The sequence below is a fragment of the Lentzea sp. NPDC058436 genome, from assembly GCF_042721515.1.
GTDB lineage: Bacteria > Actinomycetota > Actinomycetes > Mycobacteriales > Pseudonocardiaceae > Lentzea.
This window is the reverse complement of sequence record NZ_JBHXLF010000002.1, coordinates 145771-169292: the sequence shown is the minus strand read 5'-3', so window position 1 is coordinate 169292 and position 23522 is coordinate 145771. Positions and strand designations below refer to the sequence as shown.

Sequence of the window (23522 nt, the reverse complement as noted above, 5' to 3'; positions counted from 1 at the left end):
GCGGTTCGTGTTACTGAAACCCTTTATTCCCAACGGTCTTGCCGACGATAGTTTTGAAATGTTTTCATCTCGACCATGGAGATGGGGACGGCCACACCGATCGCTGCCTACGTCGTCGCGGTACTCGGCTCGGTGCTGGGACTCCTGGCCGCGGAACGCGCACGCAACGCGAACAGGACGACGCGCAACTGGTGGATCGCCGTCGCGGCGGTGTCGATCGGCGGACTCGGCATCTGGGGCATGCACTTCACCGCGATGCTCGGCACGTGGATGGGGTCGAACGTCTCCTACGACATCCCGATCACATTGCTCAGCATGGTCGTGGCGATCGTGGTCGTCGCGATCGGACTGTTCATCGTGCGCCGCTACGGCGTCGACGGCGACACCCGCTTCGCCCTGCTCGCCGCAGGCGGTCTCGTCACCGGCCTCGGCGTCGCCGCGATGCACTACACCGGCATGTCCGCGATCATCATCAACGCCGACGTGTCCTACAACCTCTGGATCGTGGCGCTGTCCGTCGTGATCGCCGTCGTCGCCTCGACCGTCGCGCTGTGGTTCACGCGCAAGGTCACCGGCCCGCTCGCCGTCGGCGGCGCCGCGCTGGTGATGGGCGTCGCCGTCACCGGCATGCACTACACCGGCATGTACGCGATGAACATGGCGCACGACCACACCGCGGCGATCGTCGTCGGCAACTCGCAGGAGCTGATCACGTCGCTGATCATCGGCGGCGCGGGCGTCAGCGTCATCATCATCTTCCTGCTCGCGCTCACCTCGTCCGACGAGGAGGCGAGCGAGGAGGCCGAGCTGCTCGACCGCGTGATGCGGCGGACCAGCCAGGGCTGAGTCAGGTGAGGTGCACCAGCAGCTTCCCGTCGTTGCCGGGAGCCGTCTCGACGCGCCGGTAGAGCTTCTTCACGTGCGGCTGCTTGAGCATCGCGAGCACGCGGCTCCTGAGCTTGCCCGACCCCTTGCCCGTGATGATCTCGACCAGCGGCACCTTCTGGCCCGCGGCGCGGAACAGCGCGCCGCGGATCGCCTGGGCGATGTCCTGGTCGCTGCGGAAGACCGGGTGCAGGTCGATGGTCAGCTTGTCGGGCACGCGCTCATTCTGACAGCTGGAATCGCTGCCCACCAACGACAACGCGGTCCCACAGCACGAAGCCCACCACGGCACCACCGGCCGTGACGACACACGCGACCACCACAGCGGCGTCCAACGACAACGTCTGCGCGAGCAGCGGTCCGGCCAGAGCGCCGGCCAGCGTCGCCAACGCCTCCGCCGACAGGAACACCGCGCTGATCCGCCCGAGCGCCTCGTTCGGCACCTCCCGCTGCAGCACCGTTTGCGGCGTGACGAGCGTCATCGACCCGAACACTCCGATCGCGACACCGGCAGGCAGCGCGACGACCAACGAGGTCGAACCGAAGAGCGCGAAGAACGCCACGGCGACCGCGAGCTGACTCGCCGCGAGCAGGTGACGTGGCGGCACGCGGTCGATCAGCCGACGGACCAGGACCGCGCCGAGCAGGAACCCGACCCCGAGCGCGGACACCACGAACCCGATCTGCTCGCTGCCACCGAGCCGCTGGATCCCGAACGGCACGAGCACCGCGCTGAGGGAGGCGTTGGCCGCCAGGAACACCGCCGTCAACGGCAGCAGCACCACGGCGACCGGCAACCCCCGCAGCACCCTCCACCCACCGGCGAGATCGACCCGTTCACCCCTGGGAGGCCCGGAGCGGCGCGTGGTCAGCGCGATCGCGGCCGCCGAGACGAGGTAGCTCCCGACGTCGATCCAGATGAGCGTGGCGAATCCCGCGAACGTCAGGACCGCCGCGCCGAGCGGTGGCGCCACCAGCCGGACCGTGCCGTCGACGACGGCGTTCAGCGAGTTCGCGCTGGTCAGAGCACTCCCCTTGCCGACGACGACCGGGAGGTGGGCTTGTGCGGCGGGCCGGAACAGCACCGCTCCCGCGCTCTCCGCGATCAGCGCGGCGTAGACCAGCCAGAGCGAGTGCCCGGCCGTCGCGAACAGCATCAGCACGACCGCGGCGGCGCGGAACAGGTCCGCGGCGATCATCACGCGCCTGCGGTCCCACCGGTCGGTGAGCACGCCCGCGATCGGGCCGGGCAGCAGTGGCGGCAGGTGTTCGGCGACGAGCGTGAGGCCGGTGGCGAGCAGCGAGCCGGTGAGCGCGTAGACGTGGGCCGGGATGGCGATCACCAGCAGCCACGAGCCCAGCAGGCTCACGGTCCGGCCGGTCCACAACAGGCGGAAGTCACGGATCTTGAGCGCTTCGAGCACGACCACCCCCAGGTAGTATTCTCGTCAGAATAAGAGCGCCATCCGAAGTGTTCTGTCAAGATAGGAGCGGACGTGCCGAACGAGCCCATCGGCCCAAGGCTGCGCGCCCTGCGGCAGGCCTCGGGCCGCACCGTCGCCTCGGTCGCCGCCGACGCGGGCCTGTCCGTGCCCTACATCGCGAACCTGGAGAACGGCAGGGGGAACCCGACGACGAACGCGCTGAGCAGGCTCGCGGCCGCGCTCGGCACCGAGCTCTCGATCGAGTTCGGGTCAGGAGCACCGGTGGCGACCGGGCCGGTCCCCCAGAGCGTCGTCAAGCTGAGCCGCAGCCGCCGTTTCCAGGAGACCGTGGCCACTCTGGCCAGGTCGGGAGAAGACTCCCAGGAGGTGGCCGCGCGGTTGATCAGCGCGTGTGTGCTGCTCAGCGGGGCGCTGGGACGCGAGGCGAGCGAGCACGACTGGTGGCGGGTGCTCGACGCGCTGGTGCTCATCGCGGAGCACCCGGCTCACTGACTGCTGATGCTCGCCACCAGGTTGATCGTCGTCGCCAGCACCCCGGTCCCGAACAGGTACGACAACAGCGAGTGCTTCAACGCCGTGCGCCGCATCTCCCGCCCGGACAGGCTCGTGTCGGACACCTGGAACGTCATGCCGATGCTGAACGCCACGTACGCGAAGTCGCCGTAGTCGGGCGGTTCGGGCTGGTTGAAGTCGATGCCGCCGTCCGCGCCGTAGTAGTAGAGGCGGGCATAGCGCAGCGTGAAGATCGTGTGCACGACCGTCCACGACAGCACCACGGACAGCACGCCCAGGCCGACGCGCAGCAGTTCGGACCCGCCGGTCGTGTGTGCCGCACGGGCCAGTACGAAGCCCACGGACACGAGGCTCGCCACGGCGGCCACGATCAGCACGACCTCGGCGACGCGGCGGGTCGGGTCGTTGCGGACGGCGTGCTGGGCTGTCTCCTCGGCGTCCATCGGCCAGATGACCAGCCACGCCCGCACCAGGTACACGAGCGTGGCGACGTCCCAGCCGACCAGCAGGCCGAACTCGCCGTGGCCGGTCAGCGTCACGACGAGGCCGCTGACCAGCCCCGCCGCGACCGCGACGGCCACCTTGGTGCGGTCCAGCACGAACCCGTCCGGCACCGGCCGGGACGGCAGGTCAGGCATTCAGCGCCGAGTCCACGTCCAGGTACAGCTCCAGCGTCTCGGTCAGCGTGGTGGCCTTGAGCGCCCGCAGGACGCTGCCCCTGGGTGACACGAGACGGAACGGTGTGCCGCGCTCCTCGCCGCGCAGGTGGTACTCCACGAGCGCGGACAGGCCGACGGACGCGAAGAACTCGACGCCGCTGAGGTCGAGCACCACGGGACGTCCCGCGCCGAACGCCTCGGACAGCTTCTCCCGCAACAGTTCCACTGTGTAGGAGTCGACCTCGCCCTCGGCGCGCAGCACGACGGCGGCGTCGCGCTCCTCGGACTCGACCTTCAACAGAGCAGCGTTGCCCTCGTTCACGGTGTGAAGCCTCCCCGATCTGATCGTCGGCTCCACGCTAACCGATCCGCTGCCCGCACTTGTGACGAAAGGCGGCCGGCCTCGCACCCCGAGGCCGGCCGCCGGGGTCAGAGCGACGGGTCTCCCGCGGGGACGCCGAGCACCGTGCGGCCGGCCACCTCGTACTGGGCAGGGGCCATCATCGCGTGCTGCGCCGCCGTGTGGCCGTCGCGGAAGAGCCTGGCCAGCCTGCTCGCCTCGGGCAGCGCGGACGAGCTTCCCGCCTGGTACATCGCGGTCAGCACCGTGCGCGCCGTCTCGGCCGCGTGGGCCAACGCGCCGCGGACCGCTCCACGCTCCGCCTCCGTCGCAGGGCGGTCCGCGACCGCCGCAGCGTCCAGCGCGCCGACCGTGCTCAGCAGCAACGCCCGCGCGGCGTCGAGCTGGGCGGACGCCTGCCCGACGACGGCCTGGAGTCGCGGCTGGAGTGCCATCGCCACGCCGTCGGGCCCGGTCTTCGCGTGGGACAGCCGAACCACCTCGTCGATCGCCGCGCGGGCGATGCCGAGCACGACCGCCGCGCCGCCCGCGGAGATCTGGTTCGGCACGGGCACGCGGTACAGCGGCCGGTCGATGCGGGCGGGCGCGGCGAACGTGACCGTCAGGTCCGCGGCGACGAGCACGTCCTGTGCTGTCACCGAGTTGCTGTTGGTACCTCGCATGCCGGACGGGTGCCACGTGTCGTGCACCGTCACCGACGAGCGCGGCACGAGGCAGAACCGGAGGTCCGGCCCGGTCTCGGTCATGCGCGGCTGCCCGCCGTCCACGACGACGCCCAGCAACGCGACCCACTCGGCCGCTTCGACGCCGCTGACGAGCTTCCACTGGCCGGAGAGCCGGAACCCGTCACCGTCCGGCACCAGGAAGCCGGGCTGGCTGGAGTGCGCGATCAACGGGTCGGGGCCGCCGGCCCAGACCTCGGCCACCCGGGACTCGGCCAGGACCGCCGCGCTGAAGCCGACGTTGAGGTTCCACACGATCCACGCGATCGGACCGTCGAGCCTGGCCAGCCGTTCGACCAGGTCCGCGCCCGCGGCCAGCGGCAGTTCGAACCCGCCCAGCTCGGCCGGGGTGCTGAACCGGAACGCGCCGGCGGCACGCAGTTCGCCGACCAGTTCGTGTGGCAGCCGGCGAAGCTCGTCGGCCTCGTCGCGGTACTTCTCGATCACCGGGCGAAGACGCTCCGGCAGTTCGTCGGCGGACCAGGGCAGTCGGGGGTAGGAAAGCACTTCGGGACTCCGAATCGGGGTTGGACGATGACCCCGACCAGATGGATCGTCCGACCCGGAAAGTTCGAACACCGCGGTGTGGTGTGGCTCACGCCGTGAGCGCCGGTGGTCGCCGCAGGTGGACCAGCCGGGCCTGCAGCACCCTGCCCGCCCCCGTCCGCAGCACCCAGGCCGCGCCGGGCGGGCAGTGCGCCGGGTCCTCCGGCGGGCTCCGCAGCTCGAACTCGCAGACGGCGAGGTCCCGGCCGGCGACGACGTTCGTGACGCCGTGGCCCACGCCGTCCGCGAGGTCCTGCTCCAGCCCGCGGACGAGGTGGACGTACCCCTCGCCCTGGAACCCGCCGGGCCCGGAGACCGCGACGGTCGGCGACCACGAGTCCGCCAGCACGGATCCGGCCTGGCCACGAGGAAGGGCTTCGAGGATGTCGGTGAGGTGGCGGCGGTGGGCCGCCGTGACAGCCCGCACGTCGCCGTGGGCGGCATCGGCCGTGGACAGCAGTGCCTGCGACAGCTTGCCGCGGGCCTCGTGCAGGCGGCTGCGCACGGTGCCGACCGGCACGCCGCACGCGACGGCGATGTCCTGGTAGGCCGTCACCCCGCTGAAGTACCGGAGCATCAGCACGAGGCGCAGCGGGGACGACAACTGCTCCAGCGCGTGCCACACCCAGTCGCGGGTGGCGTGCCGGTCGAGCAGTTCGGTCGGATCCGGTTCGGATGAGCGCAGCACCGCCGCGAGACCGTCGCCGAGGGTCAGGTCGGTCCGGCACCGGAGTCGCGCGCGGCAGACGTTGCGGACCACCGTGCGCAACCAGGGACCGGCCGCGGCCGGGTCGCGCAGGTCGCCGATGCGGCTCAGCGCGATCAGGCTCGTCTCCTGCACGGCGTCCTCGGCGTCCGGCCCGTACCCGACGACGCTGATCGCCACGGCGAGGAGACTCGCGCGATGGCGGGTCAGCAGGCCGCCGAGAGCGCCGACGTCACCGGCCCGTGCGGCGTGCACCAGCTCGGCGTCGGACGGCGGGATCGCTCAGCCCTGCCGGGCCTGTGCCAGCGCGCGCTCGAACAGTTCGGTGGGCTGCGCGCCTGACACGGCCAGGCGTTCGTCGAGAACCACGAACGGCACGCCGGACACACCGATGTCCCTGGCGCGCTGCTCGTCGGCACGCACCTCGCCGGCGTACGCGGCAGGGTCCCCGAGCACGGACTTCACGTCGGCGGCGTCGAGCCCTGCCTCGGTGACGATCTCGCTCAGCGACTCGGGCGTGAACAGCGAGCGCGCGTGCCCGAAGTTGGCGAGCAGCACGGCGTCGAGGACCTGGTGCTGGATCCCCTTCTCCCCCGCCAGGTGCAGCAGCCGGTGCACGTCGAACGTGTTGCCGACCTCGCGGTCCAGCCGGTACTCAAGGCCCTCGTCGCGCGCGAGCTGGGCGACGGAACCCTCCATCTCGGCGGCGCGCGGCCCGAACTTGGCGGCCAGCATGTCCTGCACGGACTCGACGCCGGTCCTCGTGGGGTCCAGCTCGAACGCGCGGTGGACCACGGTGATCTCGTCGCGGTGCTCGAACGCCGCGAGCGCCTTGTCGAAGCGCGCCTTGCCGATGTAGCACCACGGGCAGATGACGTCAGCCCAGAACTCGACCTGCATGGCTTCGATGATGTCACGCCTCGCGGCCGGCTCGTTCCGAAACGATAATCGTTGTCATGTAGGCTGCGATCCATGGCAGCACGGGTCGTATTGGTAGCCGGGTTCACCCACCACGACGTGGCCGACGAGCTCTGGCGGGCGTCACCGGAGTCGTCGCTGGTCAGGCACGATCTGAGCAGCCTGGCCGACGGGGTGGTGCGGCGCTGGGCGGACGGCAGGCTCACGGTGCTGGAGCTCGCGCACGGGTGCGTGTCGTGCACGTTGCGGCTGGACCTGATCCCGTTGCTGGAGAGCATCGACGGGCGGGTGATCGTGCAGCTCGACCCGATGCTCGAACCGGAGGCGGTCTGCTTCGCGCTCAGCGAGACCTCCGTCGAGGTCGAGGCCGTCGTGACGGTCGTCGACAGCGCCACGTGGCTCGGCGACGCGACGGGCACCGACTCGCTCGCCGACCGGGGCATGCGCGCGGCCGAGGGTGACGAGCGGACCGTCGCGCAGGTCGTCGTGGGGCAGGCGGAGTTCGCGGACGCGCTGGTGCTGACCGGCCCGGCCGACGCGGTGCTCACCACCGTTCTGGACCGCCTGAACCCGGACGCGCCACGTCAGCTCCTGGACGCGCTGGACGTCGTCTCGTTGCTGAGCGCGATCCCCAGGACCTCGCGACGCGGTGAGATCGACGACGGCTTCGGGTCGTTGCTGTTCGGGCGGCCGTCGCTGGAACCGGCGCACGGCGTGTCCGTCGTCCACTTCACCGACCGGCGCCCGTTCCACCCGATGCGCCTGCACGACTGCATCGACGTGCTGCTCGACGGCGTGGTGCGGGTGCGCGGCCGGGTGTGGGTGGCGAGCCAGCCCGACGCGGCGCTGTGGCTCGAGTCCGCGGGCGGCGGGCTGCGCGTGGGCAACCTCGGTCCGTGGGAGCGCGACCGCGACCAGGAGGTCGTCGTGATCACCACCTCCGCCGACGCCACGAAGATCACCGCGGCGCTGCGGTCGGCCCTGGTCACCGACGAGGAACTGGGCCTGATCACCGAGCTCGACTTCGCCGACCCGTTCGCCGACTGGCACGAGGAGATGGAACTCTGATGCGCACTCCCGTGACCGTGCTGTCGGGCTTCCTGGGCGCCGGCAAGACGACGCTGCTCAACCACGTGCTCACCAACCGCTCCGGCCGTCGCGTCGCGGTGATCGTGAACGACATGAGCGAGGTCAACATCGACGCGGCCCTCGTCGACCGCACCACCGAACGGCTCGTCGAGCTCACCAACGGCTGCATCTGCTGCACGTTGCGGGAGGACCTGCTCGACAGCGTCGGCGAACTCGCCCGCTCGGGCCGGTTCGACACGATCCTGGTCGAGTCGACGGGCGTCTCCGAGCCGATGCCGGTGGCCGCCACGTTCGACTGGACGTTCGAGGACGGCACTAGCCTGTCCGACCTGGCGCGGCTCGACACGATGGTGACCGTGGTGGACGCGCAGGGCTTCCTGCGCGAACTGGCCGCGGGTGACGTCGCGGACCTGCTCGTCGACCAGGTCGAGTTCGCGAACGTCCTGGTGGTCAACAAGACCGACCTCATCGCCCCGGACCAGCTCTCCAGGCTCGACGCCCTGCTGCGCCGACTGAACCCGTCCGCCCGCCTGCTGCACACGCGTCGAGGGGTCGTCGATCTCGCGGACGTGCTCGACACCGGCCTCTACGACCCGGTCACGGCCGCGCAGGCACCGGGCTGGGCCCAGGAACTGGCCGGAGGGCACACCCCGGAGACCGAGGAGTACGGCATCCGGTCCGTCACCTACCGCGCCTCACGCCCGTTCCACCCCACCCGCCTGGTCGAGGCTCTGAGCGACTGGGAGGGTGTGTTGCGCAGCAAGGGTTTCTGCCACATCGCGTCCCGGCCGGACGTGCTGGCCGTGTGGTCGCAGGCAGGCCCGAACCTGGTCATCGAACCCGGTCAGGTGCTCTCATCACCGGTCGCACGCCAGGACTTGGTGTTCATCGGCGTGGGCCTCGACGTGACGGAGCCCGCGCGGCGCCTGGACCCCGCGTTGCTCACCGATCACGAGCTGGCGGCGGGGCCTGACGTGTGGCGGACGTTCGAGGACCCGTTGCCGGAGTGGGACTTCAGCGACCTGCACGACCACGCGATCACCCCGAGCGTGACCAGCGCCAGCGCCGGGTAGACCCACCCCAGCGCCGCGAGCGGCCAGGGCCTGGGGATCTCCCAGATCGACGGCTGCAGGTTGATCAGGATCGTGATGACGTCCGAGCAGACCGCGACCACCCACACCCCCGCGAGCACGAGGTTCCGCCGCGCGTAGATCAGCCACAGCACCAGCGGGATCACCCACAACCAGTGGTGGCTCCACGAGATCGGCGAGACCAGCAGCCCGAACAGCTGCACGACGACCACGGCGGCCAGCGCGTCCCCCGCCCGCACCACCGCCCGCAGCGCGACCCACGTCAGCGCGGCCGCCACGGCGACCGCGAGCAGCCACGGCCAGGACGTCTCGACGTCGTACCCGAGGGAACGCGACAACGCGCCGCGCAACGACTGGTTGATCACCGACCCGACCGGCCCGACCCGGTCCGCCGCGCCGAGCAGCTCGAACCAGTAGCGCCACGAGTCCGGTGCCGACACGAGGAAGCCGAGCGCCACGGTGATCGCGAAGCCTCCGATCGACCACAGCGCGGCCTTCCACCGGAGTGTGACGAGGAAGTACAGCCCGGAGATCGCCGGCGTCAGCTTCATCCCGGCGGCGACGCCGACGCCCAGGCCCGCGACCACCTGGCGCACCGCGAGCATCGCCGCGAACACACCCGCGACCAGCACGAGGTTGATCTGTCCGAAGTCGAGGGTCTTGCGGACGGGCTCGAACCACAGCGCGACTGCCGTCCACAGCAGAGCGCGGCGCTCGTCGTGCTCATGACCTGCCAACGACTTCAGGGCCGTGCGCACCAGCCACCACAGGCAGATCAGCGACACGACCTGCCAGACGACCCGCGCGGCGACCCACGGCAGTGCCGACAACGGAAGGAACACCGCGGCCGCGAACGGCGGGTAGGTGAACGGCAGCGGGAAGTCGGGCGTGAACGGCATGTCGATCGAGTAGAGCTGGTCGCGCAGCACGTTGGGCGCGAGGCTCCAGTACACCTGGAGGTCGATCATCTGCCAGTTCGCCGTCGCGGCGTAGATCGCCAGCGACACGCACAGCACCAGCGGCGCGAACCTCAGGACGCGCTGTTCGTTCACCGGGTTTCCTCCCACAACGGCGGCTCTAGCCGGTGTGAGTGTCCATCACGACGTGGGCGCCCAGTTCACCGAGCACCCTGATCAGGTCCGGGCCGAGGCAGACGGAGTCCTGCCCGTCCTTCGGCGTCCAGGACACGAACAGGTCGATCTCGCACTTCGCCGCGACCTGGGCGAGCGCCTTCCCGTTCTCGACCAGCAGCGCCGCGACGACCTTCAACCTGTCATCGAGGTGCAGGTCCCCCACCCCTGGCTCGACGTACCAGAGCCGGTCGTCCGCCACCCCGCCCTCGATCCCGAGAACGGCGTCGATCTCCGCCACGGTCATCTCGCCCGGCCACACCCTGAGGGTCGCCCTCGACCAAGGTCCTTCCACAGTCGCATTGTCTCAATTGGAATCTCATTCCAAAAGCTGGTTTAGATCTTGGTTGCTGGTTTTCGCGCAACTTTCACACGTCGTGGAACGTCAACCGAACATGACCTGGAAAGCACTGAGCACGACCGGACTGGTCCTCGCCGCGGCCCTGGTGGCGGCCCCGGCGCAGGCGGAAACCGGCCAGGTGGTGACGAAGGTGTCCGAACCGGACCGAGCCGCCGCTTTGGCCCACTGGACTCCGGAACGGATGAAATCGGTCGGAGACGGCGATCTCCCGCCCGCCGAGCAGATCTCGAAACCGTACGAGGGCCAAGCGCCGGGTGTCGGCAGGCTGTTCATGTCCAACTCGAACGGCGAGGACCACTCCTGCACCGCGACGGTGGTGCCGAGCGAGACGAAGGACGTCGTGCTGACGGCCGGGCACTGCGTCAACGGCGGACTCGACCGGTGGGACAGGCCGATCAAGATCCTGAACGTCGTCTTCGTGCCCGGCTACGACCGCGGCGCGCAGCCGCACGGCGTGTTCACGGCGCGCGCGTTCGCCTGGTCGGACACCTACAGCGGGCCGTCGAGCGGCCTGGACGACGACGCGGTGATCGCGCTGGACCCGTTGGGCGGCAAGCACGTCCAGGACGTGGCCGGCTCGCAGGACGTGTCGTTCGACACCGTCGGATCACCGGTTGACGCCACCACTCTGGGGTATCCGGTGTCGGAGTTCGCGCGAGGGGAAGCGTTGCTGTCGTGCGTGCGCCCGGCGACGTTGAAGGTCAACTCGGTGCTGTCCACGTGGGAGACGGACTGCGATCTCGCCGGTGGCTCCAGCGGCGGGCCGTGGCTGCGCGGGTTCGACCCCGCCACGGGCAGGGGAACGATCTTCTCGGTCACCAGTCGCGGCACGATGAACGGCGACCTGGTCACGACCGACCTCAGCGGAGCCGCGTTCTCCGAGGCCGTGAAGGCGTTGTACGTCAGCGCCGACGACCTCTGATCACAAGAGGGAAGGATTGACGATGAACACCAAGCACAAGTCGGTCGCGGGCCTGGGCGTCGCCGCGCTGTTCGCGGTGGCCGTTCTGCCCCTGGCGACCGGAGCCGCGTCGGCCAACCCGTCCGATCAGCCCTGCGACGTCTCGGACCTCGTCGTCTCGGTGACGAAGGACCCGTACTCGTCCGCGGGCCAGGAAGCGTTCGTCCTGCACTACAACGCGGCCGGTCCGGACACGAACTGCAAGCTGCAGGGCGTGCCGACGGGCGTCACGTTCACCAAGGGCAGCGGCCACGGCGAGGGTGACGGCAGCGGGATCACCGTCGTGCCGGACAACCCGAACAGCGACCCCGCACCGGTGAACGTCCAGCCGGGCAAGGACGCCGAGTCGCGCATTCTGATGTCCTCGCAGGAGCCGGTGAGCTTCCAGCCGGACGTCGTCAACCTGAACATCCCGGCCGAGAACGGCCACACGACCACCGTCACGTGGCCGGACGACGAGCCGTTGCGGGGCTCCGAGGTGGAAGTGACGGACGTGTCGCAGTCCTGAAAGCCAGTGCTCCCAACGCGATGACCGCCAGCCACACGTAGGTGTCGAACTCGTGCAGTCGAGTCACGAACACCAGCGACACGGCCACGGCGGGCCAGGCGTTGCCGCGCAGGACAAGGAACACCAGCACCGGAACGCACCACACCCAGTGGTGCAGCCACGAGACCGGTGAGGCCAGCAGCCCGGCACCCGCGATGACGAACAGCGCGACGAGGTCGTCGCGGGTGCGCCGGGCGACGAACACCGCGGCGGCCACCACGACCGCCGCGAGCACGACCCACAGCACCGTTTCCAGGCCCTGTGCCAGACCGAACCCGCGCAGCACACCGCGGATCGACTGGTTGGTCGCCAGCGACATGTCGCCGATGCGGTCGGGGTTCAGCAGCGAGTGCAGCCAGTACTGCAGCGAATCCCTTGGTGCCACGAGGAATCCGACGATCGCCAGCCCGGCGAACGTCGCCGCCGACGTGATCGCCGCCCGCCACTCGCGCCGGGCGAGGAAGTACAGCACGAAGATCGCGGGCGTCAGCTTGATCGCCGCCGCGACACCGATCAGCACTCCTCGCCAACGCTTGTCCTTCACCAGCAGGACATCGGTCACGACCAGCGCCATCAGGAACAGGTTGATCTGTCCGTAGCCGTAGGTCGTCCACACCGGATCCAGTGCCAGCGCGCCGATCGCGGCCACGAGACCGGCCGTCCACTTGAGACCCGGCCGGACCTCGCCCGCCACCGCCACGCACACCACCGTCAGCGCGCCGAACCCGGCCGCGACCACCAGCGGGTTCAGCAGGGCGCCCGGCAGGAAGCTCAGCCCGCTGAACAGCACCGCCGCGATCGGCGGGTAGGTGAAGGGCAGCTGGGGGTCGAGCGGCGGCCCGGTGAACCCGGCGTAGAGCGGGTCACCTCCGAGCCAGGCGAGGCCGCCGAGCCGGTAGACGTCGAGGTCGATCGGGTAGTGACCGGACCAGGTGACCAGCAGCCACCCCAGCGCGGCCGCCCACAGCACAACGGCCAGTTGAATCGTGAATCTGCGCGGAACGGCATCGGATTTCCGCGTCGGCGAAGCGATGGACACCCATTCGAAATTATCCACGCCCCAGGCCGTTCACCTTGCTGAACAACCGGCAGAACCACCGGAAGAACTGCTCCCGCCAGCAACGACGGACGAGCGTGCGCGTCCTTGTAGACGCATAATGCGCTAGAACGAAGAGGGGGAGCGCAGTGAGCACGACGGCGTTCGGGGACTTTCTGCGCTTTTACCGATCGCGGATTCCGCTCACGCAGGAAGAACTGGCCGAACGCACAGGTCTGAGCACTCGCGCGATCAGCGACATGGAACGCGGCCGCACGCTGAGCCCGCAGTTCCGCACGGTGCAGCTGCTCATCACCGGCCTCGACCTGCACGACGAGGAGGCGGCCGAGTTCACCGCGCTGGCCCGCGCCAGCCGCGTGGTCGCGGTCCAGGAACGCCCTGAGGCACCGTTCGTCGTGGCGTCCTCGCTGCCTCCGGTGCTCGTCGAGCTGACCGGACGGGACAGCGAGAAGGAACTCCTCAACGGGTTCGCCGAAGACGCCGCGTCGTCGTCCCGCCTGCAGATGGCGGTGGTCCACGGCGCTCCAGGCTCGGGCAAGACCGCGCTGGCCGTGGACGCGGGCCACCGCCTGGGCGCGCGCTTCGCCGACGGCTGCGTCTTCCTCGACCTGCGCGGCACCGACCCCGAACCGCTGACCCCGGACAGGGCGGCCCACCGCCTGCTGCGCTCGTTCGGCGTGGACGAACGCCAGATCCCGTCCGACCCGGACGACAGGCTTTCCCTCTACCGCTCGCAGCTGCGCGACCGCACGGTCCTGCTGGTGCTGGACAACGCGGCGAACGAGGCCCAGGTGCGCCCGCTGCTGGCCTCCAGCCCCGGCACCCTGGTGCTGCTGACCAGCCGCCGCACGCTGACCGGCCTGGACGCCCGCCACCGGCTGGCCCTGGAGTTGTTGCCGCTCAACCGCTCCGTCGATCTGCTGCGCGCCGTCACCGGCCAGGACAGGCTGGACGCCGAACCGCAAGCGGCGACACGAGTCGCCGAGCTGTGCGGAGGCATGCCGCTCGCGCTGCTGATAGCGGGCAACCGCCTGACGAGCAGGCCACAGTGGACGATCGGTCATCTGGCCGAGCAACTGGAGGACGAACGCCGCCGCCTCTCCGTGCTGAGGGCAGGCGACCTGCAGGTGAGGGCGGCGTTCGAGATCTCCTACCACCAGCTCAGCCCGGCCGCGGCCACCCTGTTCCGCAGGCTGGCCCTGGTGCCGAGCCCGGACGTGAGCACGTCCCTGGCCGCCGTCCTCACGCCGGACGCCCACGAGGCGCTGGACGAGCTCGCCGACGCCTCGTTGCTCGGCATCAGCGAGACCCCAGGCCGCTACACCCGCCACGACCTGCTGCACGTCTTCGCCGCCGAACGCCTGGAACTGGACGACGACCCCGCCACCGTCGAGGAAGCACGCACACGTCTGCGGCACTGGCTCCTGGACATCGCCACGAGGGCAGCCCTCTTCTTCGACCACGACAAGCCCGCCGAACGCCTGGGCCCGGTGCACGACAAGGAGTCGGCGGACCGCTGGCTGCAACTGGAACTGGAGAACTGGCGCGAGGCCCTGCAGGAAGCGCTGGAAGCGGGCGAGCACGACCGCGTTCTGCTGCTGGCACAAGCCATGCACTGGTACTCGGACATGCACGGCGTGGGCGAACTGTGGCACGAGGTCTTCTCAGCCGGTGCGCACGCCGCCCGTCGGCTGGGCGACACGAAGGCCACCGCCGAACAGCTCAACTACCTCTCCTGGGCGCTCTACGCGTTGTGCGGCCGGCCGCACGAAGCGCTTGCGGTGCACGAAGAAGCCGCCGCGACACCGATCAACGACACCCTCACCGAAGCCTGGACCTACTACTACGGCTCGGCGATCCGCCGCCGAGTAGGAGAACCGGACAAGGCCGTGGAACTGGGCCGCCGCTCCGTCGAGCTCTTCGAACAGGCGGGCTACCGGATCGGCGAGAACCTGGCCCTCTCCCTCCTCGGCTTCATGCTGCACACCACCGGCAACCTCACCGAAGCCGTCGAGGTGCAGCAACGCAGCGTCGACCAGCACCGCGGGTCGGGCGGCGACGACGAACTGCTCTCGATGCTCCTCATCCGCCTGGCGACGACCCTGGCCACCGCGGGCCGGGTGACCGACGCACTGGACCTGCTCGACGAGGCGGAAACGTCGTTCCGCAGGCACTCCAACACCGCCGGCACAGCCCGAGTGCAACACAACCGCGGCCTCGTCCTGATGGACGCGGGCCGTGTCACCGAGGCACGCGAACAACTCCGGGCAGCGCTCGACGAGGCACGCCTGTCCGACCACCGGGTCGAGATCATGGCCCGGCTGGCCGACATCGCCGACGACCCGGCGCAGGCCCGCGAACTGCGCGTGCGGGCACTGGCCGAATGCGACCGCTACGACACCCCCGCGATCCGCGTCACGGCGGCGAAGCTGACGGCCGCCCTGCGGTAGGTCACCACTTCCAGGGAGGCGGCGCGATCTCCCCGCCCTGCGCGCGGAAGGCCTCTGCGAACGCTCCCCCGGTCCACGAACGGTCGGGAACCGGCTCCAGGTCGGGCATCACCTTGATGAAACCCCGTTCTCTCGTCGGGCGGTCCGGGCGCACTCCACGCAACGTGTTCAACTGAGACTGAGGCGTTGCACAGCCGCGGTCCCGCCGTACACGTTGAGCCCCACCCTCCCCTGACCATAGGCCGTGTCGACCGCGTCGATGACCGGCGAAGCGCCACGATCGAGCCACACCTGGATCCGCGCCCCGGTCGCCTGCACCTTCAGGTGGTACGTGCGCCCCTGCACGATAGGCGTGGAATGCACAGCGATGTCACGCCCCGGCCGCCACAGCTTCACCACCCCACCGGCATCGATGTTCGCCGTATAACCGGCACCATCGGCACCGGCCCGGAACGTCAGCCCCGCCGCCACCCCGTTGACGACCGACAGATCCCCTTCGTAAACGAGGTCCCCGGCGACGCGATCGCTGAGGTAGAACGCGTCTCCGGAAGCGTTGGCCCGCAACGAGTCCGGCGTCGTGGTCCACGTGCCACCGGTGGCCGTCCACGGACCGGACGTGAACCCGACGAACCCACCAGGACCGGTGTTCAGGTTCTGCACGGTGGCCGCACCGCGATAGACGTTCGCGCCGAACCGCCCGGACGGGTACGCGGTGTCGGTGGCGTCGATGATCGGCGAAGTGCCGTGGTTGAGCCATACCTGGATGCGGGACCCGGTCGTCTGCACCTTGAGGTGATAGGTCTGCCCTCGGGTGATCGGCGTGGCGAACGAGGCGATGTCATGACCCGGCCGCCACAGCTTCACCACCCCGCCGGCGTCGATGTTGGCGGTGTAGCCGGCACCGTCGGCACCGGCCCGGAACGTCAGCCCCGCCGCCTGCGCCGTGTCCAGCCGCAGATCACCCTGGTAGATCGCGTCGCCGGCGGTGCTCGCGCTCAGGTAGAACGAGTCGCCGTTCGCCTGTCCCTGCTTGCCGCCGGCGACGTCGGTCCACGACCCCGCCGTGGAGTGCAAGGGTCCGGCGAGCGTGCTGTCCAGTGTGGACTGCGCCGTGCCCCAGCTGGTGCTGAGCCGCGTGAACTTCGCGTCCTTCAGCCGCACCTGCCCGCCGGTGGCGAACAGCCTGATGCCCTGGCTGACGGCGGCGGAGTCGAAGTTCACGTTGTCCGCCAACGAGAACAGCCCGTCACCGCTGAAGATCTCCAGCTGGCCGCGGTCGACCAGCAACCGCACGCTGACCTCGTCACCGCTGGCCTGGAACGGTTTGCCGTACAACGTGCCCGCTGCCCGGTCGTAGGTGACCGTCCTGTCCGCGGTGCCGTCGGAACGGCTGTGCAACGCGAAGCCGAACTCCCGTGCGGTGGCGCCGCGCAGGTCGAACCGCGCGGTGATCTCGTAGGTGTCGGCGAGGATTCCGGAGAACAGGTTGTTCGTGCCGGTCACCGTGGCGTTGCGCCAGGTGCGGGTGTCCGCGCGCAACGAGTCGAGGCCGCTCACGGGTGTCCTGGTCACCTTCGGTCCGTCCGGCGAACCGACCAGTCCCAGCGCCACGGGGAACGTGGCGTTGCCCGTCCAGGAGTTCCCGCGATTTCCGCCCTGCCAAGCCATCTGCACCACGCTGCCGTCGGGCGCGTTGTCGAACGTCTCGGCGGCGTAGAAGGTGCCGCCCGCGTAGGTGGTGCCGAGGTTCATCTTCTTCGGCTGCGGCCGGTCGGTGCGGAACGTCCTGCCGTCGAACGTGCCGACCACGTACTCGCCGGTCGCCGACGTGAGCACCCACTGCGGCCTGCCGTCCAGCGGCAGCACGAACAGGTCAGGGCACTCGAAGAGCCAGTCCGCGGCGTACCGGCTGGCGAACGTCCACCGCAGCAGGTCGGGCGAGGTGTAGATGTCAGCACCGTTGCCGCCCCGGTTGGACCAGACGACCATGACCCACTGCCGCCGGTCGGCGTCCCACACCACGTTGGGATCGCGGCTCTCCTCCGCGATCTCGATCTGCTTGCGCCCGCCGTCGTACGCCTGGAAGCTGCGTCCGTTGTCGTTGCTGCAGAAGACGCTGACACCGTTGGTGTTCGAGAAGACGACGATCGGGTCCAGCGCACCGGTCTTGAGGCCCGAGGTGTTGGCCTTGTCGACGACACCACCACCGGAGAACAGCGTGCCGGGGTGCACGCCCGGTTCCAGCGCGATCGGCTTCTGCGTCCAGTGCACGAGATCAGGGCTCGTGGCGTGACCCCAGTGCATGGTGTCCCATTCGAGCCCGTGCGGGTTGTGCTGGTAGAAGAAGTGGTAGAGGCCGTTGGCGAACACCAGCCCGTTGGGGTCGTTCATCCACCCGGACTGCGAGCTGAAGTGGAACTGCCCCCGGAACGGTTCCTGGTAGGTCGTCGCCGGATACGGGAACTCCGGATAGCTGGGAGCGTCCCCGGCGACGGCCGGTGTGGAAGGCACGAGCACGGCTGCGGTGATCGACAGCAGGACCAACAGGGCACGGACTCGACGCATGGCGCGACCTCCCGGACAACGTTGTCAGCCGCCACCTTGGCGCAGAGCGCGGGCGGCTCACAACCGCTCTCCGGGTGAGAGCGTTCCCATGCCACCGCCTCAGACTTCTCGGGGCAAATCGAACATCACGCCTTACAAAGGAATGCGCGACAGCAAGTCCTACAAATGCGCATGAATTGTTGGTGTGAATAAGTTAGTTCTTGTTAACCACTGCCCGGGAACTCATCCTTTCCCTGCTCCGCCACCACATTCACCTCGACGGACAACCCGGCTCCCCCTGCAACCGAGGGCCGGTCTGTTCGCCCTGCAACGAGGAGAAAAATGCAAGCGAGACGCACACTCGTGCTGGCCGCGGCAGGTTCACTGGTCGCAGCCGTCCTCACCCAGACCGGCGCGCAGACCGCCGCCGCCCAACCGTCCCAGACCGCAGAGGCACTGGCCGTGGACGCGGCCGCGAGCCTCGTCGCGAGCCGTCCGGCCCAGCTGCACGCCGGATCGAACGACGCGTTCGTGCGACACGCCGTCATCTCGTCGACGAACGGCCTGAAGTACGTCCCGTACGACCGCACCTACAAGGGAATCCCGGTCGTGGGTGGCGACTTCGTCGTCGTCACGAACTCGACCGGCCAGGTCCTGCAGACCTCCGTCAGCCAGGACAGGACGATCGACCTGGTGAGCACCACGCCTTCCGTCACCAAGGCGCAGGCCGAGAGCACCGCGCGCACCACGATGTCCACTGTGGACGGCGTGGGCGCGGCAGAGCAGGTCGTGTACGCGCTCGACTCCGCTCCCGCGCTCGCGTGGAAGGTCACGGTCACCGGCCGCGACGCCGAGGGCCCGAGCAAGCTCGACGTGGTCGTCGACGCCGCCACCGGCAAGGTGCTGCGCAAGCAGGAACGCGTGATGCACGGCACCGGCACCAGCGGCTGGAACGGCCCGAACCCCGTCACCATCGCCACCACGCAGTCCGGTTCGACGTTCTCGCTGAAGGACCCGAACCTCACCAACGTCAGCTGCCAGGACGCGGCGAACAACACCACGTTCACCAAGTCCACCGACACGTGGGGCAACGGCACCCAGACCAACCGCGAGACCGGCTGCGTCGACGTGCTCTTCGCCGCGCAGACCGAGTCGAAGATGCTCTCGCAGTGGCTCGGCCGCAACGGTTTCGACGGCAACGGCGGCGGCTGGCCGATGCGCGTCGGCCTGAACGACCAGAACGCCTACTACGACGGCAGCCAGGTCCAGATCGGCAAGAACTCCGCGGGCCAGTGGATCGGCTCGATCGACGTCGTCGCGCACGAGCTCGGCCACGGCATCGACGACCACACGCCGGGCGGCATCTCCGGCGCCGGAACCCAGGAGTTCGTCGCGGACGTCTTCGGCGCCACCACCGAGTGGTTCGCGAACGAGCCGTCGCCCTACGACACCCCCGACTTCCTCGTCGGCGAGACGATCAACCTCGTGGGCCGCGGCCCGATCCGCAACATGTACAACCCGTCCGCGCTCAACCACGCGAACTGCTACTCGAGCTCCATCCCGAACACGGAGGTCCACGCGGCCGCCGGCCCCGGCAACCACTGGTTCTACCTGCTCTCGCAGGGCACGAACCCGTCCAACGGCCAGCCCACCAGCACCACCTGCAACAACACCACGATCACCGGCCTCGGCGTCGAGAAGGCCATCAAGATCTTCTACAACGCCATGCTGCTCAAGACCTCCAGCAGCTCCTACCTCAAGTACCGGACCTGGACGCTGACGGCCGCGAAGAACCTCTACCCCGGCAGCTGCGCGGAGTTCAACACCGTCAAGGCCGCCTGGGACGCGATCAGCGTGCCCGCCCAGTCCGCCGACCCGACGTGCAGCGCCACCGGCACCGTGACGATCAGCAACCCCGGCAACCAGTCCGGCACGATCGGCACCGCCGTGTCACTGCCGCTGTCCGCGAGCGGCGGCACCGCCCCCTACACCTGGTCCGCCACCGGCCTGCCCGCCGGCCTGTCCATCAACTCCGGCAACGGCACCATCTCCGGCACTCCGACCACCGCGGCCACCTCGAACGTCACGGTGACCGCCACCGACAGCGCGAACAAGAGCGGCACCGCGTCGTTCAGCTGGACCATCGGCACCAGCGGCGGCAACTGCTCTGGCCAGAAGCTCGCGAACCCCGGCTTCGAGTCCGGCGCCACCTCGTGGACCGCCACCTCGGGCGTCATCGGCCAGCACGGCTCCGACGGCGAACCGGCCCGCACCGGCACCTGGTCGTCGTGGCTGAACGGCTACGGCTCCTCGCGCACCGACTCGCTGTCCCAGTCGGTCGCGATCCCCGCCGGCTGCAAGGCGTCCCTGACGTTCTACGTCCACATCGACACCCGTGAGACCGGCAGCACCGTCTACGACAAGCTGACCGTCACCGCGGGCAGCACCACCCTCACCACGCTCTCGAACGTGAACGCGGCATCGGGCTACGTGCTCAGGACGTTCGACGTGTCCTCGTTCGCGGGGCAGACGGTGACCGTCAAGTTCACCGGCGTGGAGGACGCCTCGCTGCAGACGTCCTTCGTCATCGACGACACGGCGGTGACCTTGAGCTGACGTACCTCCCAACGCGGCCAGGGCCCGACGCGCACGCCGGGCCCTGGCCGTTCGGGTTCTCAGTCAGCCGACCTTGAGGCCGAGCTTCGCGATCACGCCGGCCGTGACGCTCGGCTTCGCGTCGTCGATCAGGTCGACCGGGTCCTGCAGCTGGTGCAGATCACCCAGCGGCGGGAAGGTCTTCAGCTTGCCGGCCAGCCTGGCCACGTCCTTCGAGGACAGTTCGATCGGCTTGGGGCTGATCTCCGGCTGGTTCACGACGATCCTGAAGCCCAGCACGAGCGAGTGGTTCAGCGTCGGCGGAACACCGACGTTGAGGCGCAGCTCCCCCGCCGCCGCGACGTCGTACCCGATCGGCCGGATGGTCACGTCACCCTTGGGCAGCTTGCCCGCGAGGTTCAGGTCGAGGACGCGCAGCCGCACGGCCTTGAGCGGGTCCGCGTCGCCGGCGACGACGCGGAGCACGACGTCTCCGCTCAGGTCGACCTTGACGCTCTTCGCGCCGATCTTGATCTCGGTTCCGGGAGCCGAGAGCTTCAACGTGACCACGGCACCCACAGCGGGTAGCGCGACCGCGGCGGGCGCCTGTGGCGCCGCCTGAGCGGGTGGTGCGGTGAGACTGAGAAGTGCCGCGAGACAGGTGATGATCGAGATCCGGCCGGTGGTGCGCACTGCGAATCCTCCTCGTTTTCACACTGATGTCGTGGTGTCGCCTGCACCTCCAGAATCGACGATGTTCGGAATCAAAGAAACCTTCTCCCCTCGACCGGGGAGGCACGTTCACCCCAACTACGGCGACGTCTACTGTGGACAGTCGCTTGTGGTGGGCGCCGGCACGCGGCCCAGGCGCGTTCGTCGCGGGCCGGGCAACACCCGTCAGGTGGATTCGACTACGAAACGTGCACACCCCGCCGAGAACGGCCGCGGAGAGCCGCTCCCGGCGGGAAGCCGTCGTCAGGCGCGGCCGGTGAGGAACTCGCTGGGCCGCAGTGCCCTGGCCACGATCCGGGTGTCGCCGAGAGAGCCGTAGAAGCCCTGGCCGTAGCGCGTCGCGAACTGCGTGGCACCGAGGACGAACGGCCGGCCCTGCGTGGTGATGCCGCGCGACTCCTCGGCGGCGTTGCGGGCGATCTTCGCGCCGTCGACGTACATGGTGGTGCGGCGGCCATCGTTGACGACGGCGACGTGGGTCCATCGGCCGATCGGGATCGCGTGGCTCCAGGACGTGGGGTCGGCGTCCACCGGGACCGGGTAGACGACGAACTGGAGGAAGCGTTCGCCGGAGACGTTGAGGCTGCACATCGGTTCGTCGTCGGACCAGCCGCTGTGCTTGCCGGCGTCGCCCGCGCGGCCCTCCCAGCTCAGCACGCCCATGAAGGCGTGGTCGCCGGTGAACGGGCTGGGGAGCTTGAGGAACGTCTCGATGGTGTAGCCGGACTCGAACTTCATGCTGTTGAGCGGGGCGTTCGCGGAGGTGCGCAGAATGGCGCCGCGGTCGGGGCCCTTGCCGCCGGCGAAGGCGAGGCTGGCGTGGGCGGGCTGGGCGTCGTGGTGGTCGGCCGACCACGTCAGGACGTCGGGCGCGCTCGCGTGCAGGTGCTGGACGGTGAGGTCGTTGCCGTTGCCGGTCAGGTCGCGCGCGACGGCGCCTGGCGCCACGGAACCGGCCGCCGCGGCAGGAAGGCCCTCCTTGTCGAAACGCCAGTACGCGGCGGTGCCGCGGACCAGAACGGCGCGGGCGGGGCGGGAGGCGGGCAGCGCGGGCGGCGAGAAGCCGGCGAAGCGCTTGCGGAAGTCGATCTCGACCGAGAACCTGTCGAGCTCACCGCTGAGCTCGGCCGTCTCGGCCTCCGGGAGGGTGTCCCGGCGGGTCAGCAGCCACGGCGAGAAGGTCTCGACGTCGATCACGTTCCGGTTCAGGTCGAACGAGTAGAAGCGGACCATGCCCGCGCCGCCGTAGTAGCGCTCCTGGTAGTTGGTGATGTGCAGGTGCACCGGGTTGCCGAGGTCGTTGGTGAGCGTGACGCGGCCGGACGGCCAGTAGTGGCCGTTGAGCGCGAGGAAGATCTGGTCGTTGCGGCGGATCAGGTTGTTCCACAGGTGCTCGCCGTGCGCGGACAACGCGGCTTCCGGCGAGTTCCCGACGAGGTCGTGGGTGGTGAGGATCGTGGGGAGCGTGCGGTTCTCGTCGAGGACCTTCTGCGCCCACTGGACTCCCTTGTCCGACACGCGCCAGTCCAGCGCCAGCAGCAGCCAGCGGCGGCCGCCCGCGGTGATGACGTGGTAGCTGTTGTAGCCGTCGGGTGCGAAGCCGCCGAACGTCTTCATGCGCGCGAACCGGTCAGGGCCGAACGTGCGCGAGTACGGCGTGGGGCCGCGCTGGTCGTCGCCCGACACGTCGTGGTTGCCGGCCAGCACGCTGTAGGGCACCTGGTCGCCGATGGCGCCGAAGACCGAGTCGGCGAGCTTCATCTCGCGCTCGGTGCCGTGCTCCGTCACGTCGCCGAGGTGGGCCATGAAGACGATGTTGGCTTCGCGGCGCCGTTTCGCGAGGGACCGCAACGCTTCCCGCACGGGCTCGGGGTCCGAGCCGCCCTCGTCCAGCAGGTACTGCGTGTCGGGCAGCACGGCGATCGTGAACCGAGCGTCGTCCTTGCTCGCCGGTGCGGCCTCCGCAGCGGGCGTGCCGGCCAGCGCGCCCACGACCGGTGCCGCGAAGGCGGCCTGCAGCAGCGTGCGGCGGCCGAGCGCGGGCCCCGTGGAGTTCTCTGTCATCTCGTCCTGCTCCCCTGACGGCTGGCGGTGCGCGAACAGCCTGCCAATTCCAGCCGGGCTGGACGTTGAACAACCGCTGCACGCCGTCTGAAGTCTTGGGAGCGCTCTCTCACTTCGCGGTTACCAGAGCGGCCGACCGCGCGACA

The 23522-nt window shown here is 69.6% G+C and carries 20 protein-coding genes and 1 pseudogene; 8 read left to right on the top strand and 13 right to left on the bottom strand.

From position 1 onward, the window contains the following. Positions 1-75: 75 nt before the first annotated feature. Positions 76-846, top strand: coding sequence for an MHYT domain-containing protein (locus tag ACFWN2_RS08225; RefSeq protein WP_382425800.1), 771 nt, complete (start codon positions 76-78; stop codon positions 844-846). A 1-nt stretch (position 847) separates the two neighbouring features. Here the strand turns inward: ACFWN2_RS08225 and ACFWN2_RS08220 are convergent, their stop codons facing one another. Both ACFWN2_RS08220 and ACFWN2_RS08215 read right to left on the bottom strand, forming a co-directional pair. After that, a complete protein-coding gene (locus ACFWN2_RS08220; protein WP_382425799.1) occupies positions 848-1102 on the bottom strand; it encodes a Smr/MutS family protein in 255 nt (84 codons plus the stop codon). A 4-nt stretch (positions 1103-1106) separates the two neighbouring features. Next, entirely contained in the window at positions 1107-2315 is a 1209-nt protein-coding gene (locus ACFWN2_RS08215) for an MFS transporter (RefSeq protein WP_382425797.1), read from the bottom strand. Positions 2316-2381: 66 nt separating this feature from the next. On the opposite strand from ACFWN2_RS08215, the gene ACFWN2_RS08210 reads away from it, so the two are divergent. Beyond that, complete coding sequence (locus tag ACFWN2_RS08210) at positions 2382-2822, top strand: helix-turn-helix domain-containing protein (RefSeq protein WP_382425796.1); 441 nt, start codon at positions 2382-2384, stop codon at positions 2820-2822. Here the strand turns inward: ACFWN2_RS08210 and ACFWN2_RS08205 are convergent. The 5 genes from ACFWN2_RS08205 to ACFWN2_RS08185 all read right to left on the bottom strand — a co-directional run bounded on the left by ACFWN2_RS08205 (position 2816) and on the right by ACFWN2_RS08185 (position 6737). Further along, positions 2816-3481, bottom strand: a complete 666-nt coding sequence (locus ACFWN2_RS08205; RefSeq protein WP_382425795.1) for a DUF1345 domain-containing protein — start codon at positions 3479-3481, stop codon at positions 2816-2818. The genes ACFWN2_RS08210 and ACFWN2_RS08205 overlap by 7 nt on opposite strands. Continuing rightward, positions 3474-3824 carry an STAS domain-containing protein gene (locus ACFWN2_RS08200; RefSeq protein WP_382425794.1) on the bottom strand — a complete coding sequence of 117 codons (351 nt, stop codon included), beginning with the start codon at positions 3822-3824 and terminating at the stop codon, positions 3474-3476. Before ACFWN2_RS08200 ends, ACFWN2_RS08205 begins: the two co-directional genes overlap by 8 nt. 107 nt (positions 3825-3931) lie before the next feature. Further along, positions 3932-5092, bottom strand: coding sequence for an acyl-CoA dehydrogenase family protein (locus ACFWN2_RS08195; protein WP_382425793.1), 1161 nt, complete (start codon positions 5090-5092; stop codon positions 3932-3934). Between the two features lie 88 nt (positions 5093-5180). After that, complete coding sequence (locus ACFWN2_RS08190; protein ID WP_382425791.1) at positions 5181-6092, bottom strand: RNA polymerase sigma factor; 912 nt, start codon at positions 6090-6092, stop codon at positions 5181-5183. 27 nt (positions 6093-6119) lie between these two features. Beyond that, positions 6120-6737 (bottom strand): DsbA family oxidoreductase, encoded by a 618-nt coding sequence (locus ACFWN2_RS08185; protein WP_382425789.1) that lies wholly within the window; start codon positions 6735-6737, stop codon positions 6120-6122. Positions 6738-6809: 72 nt separating this feature from the next. Between ACFWN2_RS08185 and ACFWN2_RS08180 the strand changes: the two genes are divergently transcribed. After that, positions 6810-7823 (top strand): GTP-binding protein, encoded by a 1014-nt coding sequence (locus tag ACFWN2_RS08180; RefSeq protein ID WP_382425788.1) that lies wholly within the window; start codon positions 6810-6812, stop codon positions 7821-7823. Continuing rightward, on the top strand, positions 7823-8917 hold the full coding sequence (locus ACFWN2_RS08175) for a GTP-binding protein (RefSeq protein WP_382425786.1): 1095 nt from the start codon (positions 7823-7825) through the stop codon (positions 8915-8917). Before ACFWN2_RS08180 ends, ACFWN2_RS08175 begins: the two co-directional genes overlap by 1 nt. Here the strand turns inward: ACFWN2_RS08175 and ACFWN2_RS08170 are convergent. Both ACFWN2_RS08170 and ACFWN2_RS08165 read right to left on the bottom strand, forming a co-directional pair. Then, positions 8917-9942: pseudogene (locus ACFWN2_RS08170) on the bottom strand (glycosyltransferase 87 family protein); the annotation flags it as partial. The gene ACFWN2_RS08175 and the pseudogene ACFWN2_RS08170 sit on opposite strands and share 1 nt — an antisense overlap. 70 nt (positions 9943-10012) lie before the next feature. After that, positions 10013-10360, bottom strand: coding sequence for a hypothetical protein (locus ACFWN2_RS08165; protein WP_382425785.1), 348 nt, complete (start codon positions 10358-10360; stop codon positions 10013-10015). A 100-nt stretch (positions 10361-10460) separates the two neighbouring features. Between ACFWN2_RS08165 and ACFWN2_RS08160 the strand changes: the two genes are divergently transcribed. After that, on the top strand, positions 10461-11348 hold the full coding sequence (locus ACFWN2_RS08160) for a trypsin-like serine peptidase (RefSeq protein ID WP_382425784.1): 888 nt from the start codon (positions 10461-10463) through the stop codon (positions 11346-11348). Between the two features lie 22 nt (positions 11349-11370). Further along, complete coding sequence (locus ACFWN2_RS08155; RefSeq protein ID WP_382425783.1) at positions 11371-11895, top strand: DUF4232 domain-containing protein; 525 nt, start codon at positions 11371-11373, stop codon at positions 11893-11895. On the opposite strand, the gene ACFWN2_RS08150 is transcribed toward ACFWN2_RS08155, so the two are convergent. After that, complete coding sequence (locus tag ACFWN2_RS08150; protein ID WP_382425781.1) at positions 11828-12973, bottom strand: glycosyltransferase 87 family protein; 1146 nt, start codon at positions 12971-12973, stop codon at positions 11828-11830. The genes ACFWN2_RS08155 and ACFWN2_RS08150 overlap by 68 nt on opposite strands. Positions 12974-13119: 146 nt before the next feature. Between ACFWN2_RS08150 and ACFWN2_RS08145 the strand changes: the two genes are divergently transcribed. Continuing rightward, complete coding sequence (locus ACFWN2_RS08145) at positions 13120-15441, top strand: ATP-binding protein (RefSeq protein WP_382425780.1); 2322 nt, start codon at positions 13120-13122, stop codon at positions 15439-15441. A gap of 168 nt (positions 15442-15609) precedes the next feature. Here ACFWN2_RS08145 and ACFWN2_RS08140 read toward each other — a convergent pair whose 3' ends face one another. Next, the gene (locus tag ACFWN2_RS08140) at positions 15610-18006 is read right to left on the bottom strand and encodes a glycoside hydrolase family 32 protein (RefSeq protein WP_382425779.1); all 2397 of its coding nucleotides are present in this window, start codon (positions 18004-18006) and stop codon (positions 15610-15612) included. 321 nt (positions 18007-18327) lie between these two features. On the opposite strand from ACFWN2_RS08140, the gene ACFWN2_RS08135 reads away from it, so the two are divergent. Next, positions 18328-20601: a M4 family metallopeptidase gene (locus ACFWN2_RS08135; RefSeq protein WP_382425778.1), complete on the top strand. Its 2274-nt coding sequence runs from the start codon at positions 18328-18330 to the stop codon at positions 20599-20601. A 63-nt stretch (positions 20602-20664) separates the two neighbouring features. On the opposite strand, the gene ACFWN2_RS08130 is transcribed toward ACFWN2_RS08135, so the two are convergent. Both ACFWN2_RS08130 and ACFWN2_RS08125 read right to left on the bottom strand, forming a co-directional pair. Continuing rightward, a complete protein-coding gene (locus ACFWN2_RS08130; protein WP_382425776.1) occupies positions 20665-21273 on the bottom strand; it encodes a hypothetical protein in 609 nt (202 codons plus the stop codon). A gap of 282 nt (positions 21274-21555) precedes the next feature. Then, positions 21556-23376: a LamG-like jellyroll fold domain-containing protein gene (locus ACFWN2_RS08125; RefSeq protein WP_382425775.1), complete on the bottom strand. Its 1821-nt coding sequence runs from the start codon at positions 23374-23376 to the stop codon at positions 21556-21558. Between the last annotated feature and the right edge of the window lie 146 nt (positions 23377-23522).